Annotated in this window: 6 protein-coding genes; 5 read left to right on the top strand and 1 reads right to left on the bottom strand. The window is 55.9% G+C overall.

The window, feature by feature from the left end:
- Positions 1 to 338: 338 nt before the first annotated feature.
- Positions 339 to 509, bottom strand: a complete 171-nt coding sequence (locus tag PG722_RS07535; protein WP_110435960.1) for a DUF362 domain-containing protein — start codon at positions 507 to 509, stop codon at positions 339 to 341.
- Between the two features lie 317 nt (positions 510 to 826).
- Between PG722_RS07535 and PG722_RS07530 the strand changes: the two genes are divergently transcribed.
- The 5 genes from PG722_RS07530 to PG722_RS07510 all read left to right on the top strand — a co-directional run bounded on the left by PG722_RS07530 (position 827) and on the right by PG722_RS07510 (position 6286).
- Complete coding sequence (locus PG722_RS07530; RefSeq protein ID WP_117752031.1) at positions 827 to 1282, top strand: CtsR family transcriptional regulator; 456 nt, start codon at positions 827 to 829, stop codon at positions 1280 to 1282.
- Positions 1283 to 1493: 211 nt separating this feature from the next.
- Positions 1494 to 2039: a UvrB/UvrC motif-containing protein gene (locus PG722_RS07525; protein ID WP_118761720.1), complete on the top strand. Its 546-nt coding sequence runs from the start codon at positions 1494 to 1496 to the stop codon at positions 2037 to 2039.
- Positions 2036 to 3037 carry an ATP--guanido phosphotransferase gene (locus PG722_RS07520; protein WP_270580154.1) on the top strand — a complete coding sequence of 334 codons (1002 nt, stop codon included), beginning with the start codon at positions 2036 to 2038 and terminating at the stop codon, positions 3035 to 3037. The genes PG722_RS07525 and PG722_RS07520 overlap by 4 nt, the downstream gene beginning before the upstream one ends.
- Positions 3038 to 3174: 137 nt before the next feature.
- Entirely contained in the window at positions 3175 to 5670 is a 2496-nt protein-coding gene (locus PG722_RS07515) for an ATP-dependent Clp protease ATP-binding subunit (protein ID WP_270580152.1), read from the top strand.
- Between the two features lie 202 nt (positions 5671 to 5872).
- Entirely contained in the window at positions 5873 to 6286 is a 414-nt protein-coding gene (locus PG722_RS07510) for a hypothetical protein (protein WP_270580151.1), read from the top strand.
- Positions 6287 to 6402: the final 116 nt, after the last annotated feature.

The following is a 6402-nucleotide window of genomic DNA, read 5'->3' as shown; positions in this document are numbered from 1 at the left end:
CAGGTTGTCCTTCCTTTTTGCCCACCGCCGTGGGTACGGCATCGTCCCCGCGGCGGGCGCCGCGACGCTCCCGCCGTCCGCAGACGGCGAATCCCCCGCTGAATCTCAGCGAAAAACTCTCCGCCCGTTAGGGACGAACACGCTGACGCAGTTCGTGCACCCCGGCTTTCCGGTGCAGAAAAGGAGCCGCCCGTTAGGAGCGAACACACTTACGCAGTTCGCGTACCCCAGCCATTCGGTGCCAGGAATGCCCGACCACTCTGCTGTTTTAGGCAAAAGTAAAAACCCCATTCCAAACGGAACAGGGTTTTGTACTTCGCTTTATATGTGTTCAGGAATTAGCCCTGAGAGATAGCGCCTACCGGGCAGGAACCTGCGCAGGTACCGCAATCTACACATGCGTCAGCGTTGATCTCGTACTTGCCGTCGCCCTCAGCGATAGCGCCAACCGGGCACTCGCCAGCGCAAGAGCCGCACATAATGCAGCCGCCACCGATAACATATGCCATTGGTATTGCACCTCCAAATGTATTTTACAATTATCATTTTACCACAAGATTTAAAAAAAGCAACAAAAACAAGCGGTTAGTCTTTGGTAACTTTTATCATAGTACACAATTTGGGTCAGTTTATGAAAAACTGAGAAAAATCGTGATTCAAAGCGATATAGCGAGAAAACCAATGGTTAGCCTTATCTACCTCTCTTTAATAGTCAGAAATGGTCAAATTTTTCTCTTGATTTTAGACGCCTCCGGATATACAATATAGACAATGATCAGGGAAGGTCAGATGAGTGAGTGCCTTTCCCGGAAGGAAGTGAAACACCATGAAAATGTCCGATGTGATCGCCGACTTCATCGGTGAGATGCTGTCAGACGGCGGCGGCGTTGCTGAGCTGCAGCGCAAAAGCCTTGCTGACCGGTTTTCGTGCGTACCGAGTCAAATCAATTATGTGATAGAGACCCGCTTCACACCGGAGCATGGTTATCTGGTTGAGAGCCAGCGCGGCGGCGGCGGTTTCATCCGCATCATCCGCCTGCTGGATGACAAGCAGCGCACACTGCTCGAAGCGGCACGCGGTATCGGCGGACGGCTGAGCCAGAACGACGCGGCGCGTCTGACACGCGCACTCGTTTCCGCTGAGCTGCTTACCCAGCGCGAAGGTCAGCTGTTGCTGTCCGCCTGCTCGGACGGTGCGCTGGCGGAGGTTGATAAGACCGACCGCGACAGACTGCGCGCAGCGATCTACCGATGCGCTGTGATGGGCGTTGCGACAGTCTAAGGGGGACGCTGTCCCCCTTAGATACCGAAAAAGTTCCGAAGAAACTTTTTCGGATAACCCCCTCTCGTTCGCACAGCGAACGAGGACGCGCCGCCACGGCGCGGGCAGCGGTATTCAAATCCGGCAAAGCTGGATTTGAATGAAAATGAAAAAGCAAACCAATTTACCTTATATTAAAAGTATAGAATCTCTTGGAGAGGAGTTTTGACTTATGAAATGCGAAAAATGCGGCAAGAATGAAGCTACCATGTATTATAAGGAAACCGTAAACGGTGTCACCCGTGAGATGCACCTGTGTCCGGAATGTGCACAGAAGGAAAACCTCGGCGGTGCGTTTGAAAACGCATTTCAGTCGATGAACCACTTCTGGAGCGATCCGTTCCATTCGTTCCTCGGCGGCGGCTTTGGCAGCCTGTGGAATGACATGCTGGGCGAAGCGGCTCCGACCGCTACCATGCTCGGCACCGAGCGCAAGTGTCCGACCTGCGGCATGACCGAAAGCGAACTGCGCCGCACCGGCCGCGTCGGCTGCCCGGACTGCTACTCCACGTTTGCGGACATTCTGAATCCGTATGTGCAGAAGATCCACGGTGCAACGCGTCATATCGGCACGGCACCGGCGGCGCCCGAACAGCCCAAGGCTGACCCGGTGGCTGACCTCAAGGCACAGTTGAAAGCGGCAGTTGAAAGCGAAGATTACGAGCGCGCAGCAAGCCTGCGCGATGAGATCCGCAGAATGGAGGGTGAACAGAAATGAGTATGTTTGAGATTCACGGCGGCTTTACCGGTCTGGCAGCGTCCAGCCGTGTACGCCTGGCACGAAATATTAAAGGCTATCCATTCCGTCTGACCGAACAGCAGCACAGTGAAATTGCTGACAAGGTATTCGCTGCACTGAAAGAAAACCCGACCATCGGTCCGGAGTTTGACAAGAAGCAGATCATCCCCCGTTCGACCGAAGCCTCTCAGCTGGTCGAGGAACACCTCATCTCCCCCGAGCTGGCGCAGAACGGCGGCTGGCTGATCGTCTCCAAGGACAGCGGCGTATCCATCATGGTCGGCGAAGAGGATCACCTGCGTCTGCAGGTCATCGGCACCGGTCTTTGCCCGAAGGAATGTCTCGAAACCGCAAACCGTGTAGCTTCGCTCATCGAAGCGGCGCTGCCGTTCGCGTATGACGAGCGCCTCGGCTACCTGACCGCCTGCCCGACTAATATCGGCACCGGTCTCCGCGCCTCCATCATGCTGCACCTGCCGATGCTGACCGCAACCGAGCAGATGGACCGCATCATCGGCTACGCGGGCAGCCGCGGCTGTGCCGTGCGCGGCACCTACGGTGAAGGCTCGCAGGCGGTCGGCGGATTCTATCAGGTGTCCAATCAGGTTACTCTCGGTGCGTCTGCCGCAGAGCTGACCGACAAGCTGGTAGAGACCGCGACCACTATCATCGACGCCGAGAAAAAGGCGCGTGAGCAGGTACGCAGCCAGAACGAACCCGCACTGCGCGACCGTATTTACCGCGCAGCAGGCACGTTGCGGAGTGCATATCTGATTGACACGAATGAAGCCGTTCAGTGCATTTCCAATGTTCTGATTGGTCTGCAGATGGGTTTCCTGTCTGGCATGGACGCGCAGAAGCTGTACGCACTGGAGGAGCGCATCCGTCCGGCTATGCTGACCGGCGCGCCGCAGGACCGCGATAAGAAACGTGCGGAAATCCTGCGTGAAGCGACAAAGCCTATTCAATTCAACTAATCACCTGTCCCGCAGGGGCGCACAGTGTGCGCCCACTCCAACCACGATGCTGAAATCCGGACGCACACTGTGCGCTCCTGCGAGGACGTTTTACCCCTAAATCAAGCTATTTTCCTACTCTGAAAGGAGTGTTATTTATGTTCTATCAAAACCGTTTTACCGAGCGTGCCCGTCAGGCACTGACGCTTGCACAGGAAGCGGCCGCTTCGTTCGGCCACAGCTACATTGGCTCGGAGCACCTGCTGCTCGGCCTGCTGCGTGAGGGCGGCGGTCCTGCCGCAAAGGCACTCACTGCCGCAGGCGTGACCGACGAAGCTCTCGTTCATCAGATCGAAGAGCTGTCCGGCCGCGGCACCCCGGATTCCACCGCGCCGCAGGGCATGACACCGCGCACCAAGCGCATTGTGGAGCTGTCCGTGCAGTCCGCGAATGAGATGGGCACCGGCTATGTCGGCACCGAACATCTGCTGCTCGGCATCCTGCGCGAAGGGCAGAATGTGGCACTGACCGCACTGGCCAACCTGCGTATCACCCCGCAGATCCTTGTTGAGAAGCTGAATGAGGCGCTCGGCGGCGTACAGGACAGCGTTTCCGGCGAGCCTGGTACTGCTGCAAACGGCAGCGCTGACAGCAAGGACGCGCTCAGCCAGTTCGGCCGCGACCTGACCGCCGCTGCCAAGGAGGGCAAGCTGGACCCGGTTATCGGCCGCTCCAAGGAGATTCAGCGTGTCATCCAGATTTTGTCCCGCCGTACCAAGAACAACCCGGCACTGATCGGTGATCCGGGTGTCGGCAAGACCGCTGTTGTTGAGGGTCTTGCTCAGAAGATTGTTTCCGGCGACGTACCGGAGACCCTGAAGGGCAAGCGCCTGATCTCGCTCGACCTGACCGGCATGATCGCAGGCACCAAGTACCGCGGCGAGTTCGAGGAACGCATCAAGAAGGTCATCGAAGAGCTGACCGCCAAGAAGGACACCATCCTGTTCATTGATGAGATGCACATGCTGATGGGCGCTGGTGCGGCTGAGGGCGCAGCTGACGCTGCGAATATCCTGAAGCCGGCACTGAGCCGCGGTGAGGTACAGGTCATCGGTGCAACCACGCTTGACGAGTACCGCAAGAATATTGAGAAGGATGCCGCGCTGGAGCGTCGTTTCCAGCCTGTTCAGATCAACGAGCCGTCCGCCGAGGATGCCGTTGAGATTTTGAAGGGTCTGCGCGACAAGTATGAAGCACATCACCGCATCAAGATTCCGGACGAGGCCATTGAAGCCGCTGTCAAGCTGTCTGTCCGCTATGTAACCGGTCGTTATCTGCCGGATAAGGCAATCGACGTAATTGATGAGGCCTGCTCCCGCGTTCGCCTGTCCAGCCTGACCACTCCGCCGGATTTGAAGCAGCTCGAGGACGAAATCGCCGCCGTTGCCGCAAAGAAGGAGGAGGCCGTCAAGGGTCAGGACTTTGAGAACGCCGCCAAGCTGCGTGACGAGGAGAAGTCCAAGCGCGAAGCGATGGAGGCCCGCAAGAAGGAGTGGGCTGACCAGCAGACCAAGTCGCACGGTGCTGTCACCGAGGACGACATTGCAGCCGTTATCTCCGGCTGGACCGGTGTTCCGGTTGCTCAGCTGACCGAGGACGAGGGACAGCGTCTGCTGCACCTCGAGGATACGCTGCATCAGCGTGTTATCGGCCAGAGCGAAGCTGTAACCGCCGTTGCTAAGGCAATCCGCCGCAGCCGTGTCGGCCTGCGCGACCCGAAGCGCCCGATCGGTTCGTTCCTGTTCCTCGGCCCGACCGGTGTCGGCAAGACCGAGCTGAGCAAGGCACTGGCCGAAGCGATGTTCGGTGATGAAAACGCCATGATCCGCATTGATATGTCCGAATATATGGAGAAGCACGCCGTTTCTCGTATGATCGGTTCGCCTCCGGGATACGTTGGCTACGATGAGGGCGGCCAGCTGTCCGAGAAGGTTCGCCGTCATCCGTACTCGGTTGTCCTGTTCGATGAGATCGAGAAGGCACACCCGGATGTATTCAACATCCTGCTGCAGATTCTTGAAGATGGTATCCTGACCGACGGTCAGGGCCGCCATGTAGACTTCAAGAACACTATCATCATCATGACCTCCAACATCGGCGCGCAGAAGATCACCGGCAGCGGCCGCAAGTCGCTCGGCTTCGCGGACGGCAAGCCGGAGGACGCTGCAGAGCGCACCTTTGAGCAGATCAAGGCCGACGTTATGGCGGAGCTCAAGACCGCGGTTCGTCCGGAATTCCTCAACCGTATTGATGACATCATCGTGTTCAACCGTCTGAATGAGGACGAAATTGCACAGATTGCCGACGGCATGCTCCGCAAGGTTGCTGCCCGCATGCAGGATATGGAGATCACCATGGATTGGACCGAGGCCGCTAAGAAGCATCTGGCTAAGGCTGGTTTTGATCCGGTTTACGGTGCCCGCCCGCTGCGCCGCGCTGTTACCAACGAGGTCGAGGATCTTGTTGCCGAGGAATCCCTTGAGGGCAAGATCAAGAAGGGCGACAGCGTAACGCTCGATGCCGCCGACGACAAGCTGGTGCTGACGCATAAGGATGCAAAGGCTCCCGCAGAAACTGAAAATAAGGACGAATAATCCTTATCTGGATAGCGAAAGAGGTACGATTCGTGAGAATCGTACCTCTTTGGGTTTTGCGTCTTTTTGGTCTGTGCACAGAATTGAGAATGAAAAATGGAGAATGGAATCACCCGTAATTCGCAACCAATCGAAATCTATTCTTCCAAATCGGACCGATTTTATAGTATAATGAACATATACAAGACAAGGCGGTGATACCATGCTGAAACCACGAATCAAAGCACTTTTCGTCCTGCTGTTCGCCACCATTGTGATTATGACCGTTGCAGTCAAAAGCACGCCGCCGGTTTCGGAATATATGCGGACCGGAATCCGGCTGTCTGACCTGTCAGACCTCGAACGCACTGAATTTATGGTAGCAAAAGGTGCAACCGCAGTACCATATAACTACAAAACCTCTGTCGGTTTTCAAGAGTTAACAACCGATCTTGTTGCTCGATACGAAAAAGATCCATACAAAATATTAACCGGTTCATACGGCAGTCTTTCTACAAACCTCTACGCCGAGGAAGTCCGCAAAATCGTAAACGATTACTATGGTATTTATCACGTCGAATATTATTTCGACCATTATCCCGAATATCCGCCGTATTCTCCGGATAGTGAAACCTAAAGCGGCACAAAAAAGCCTCTGTCCATCGGACAGAGGCTTTTTCTATCAAATCTGAACGATATTCAGTTGATTACTTAGCAGCCTTAGCAGCCTTGATTGCGTCGATCATCATCGGA

It is taken from the genome of Butyricicoccus sp. OF27-2pH9A, from assembly GCF_027693185.1.
GTDB classification, from domain to species: Bacteria; Bacillota; Clostridia; order Oscillospirales; family Butyricicoccaceae; genus Agathobaculum; species Agathobaculum butyriciproducens.
This window is presented reverse-complemented; position numbering and strand designations above follow the sequence as displayed.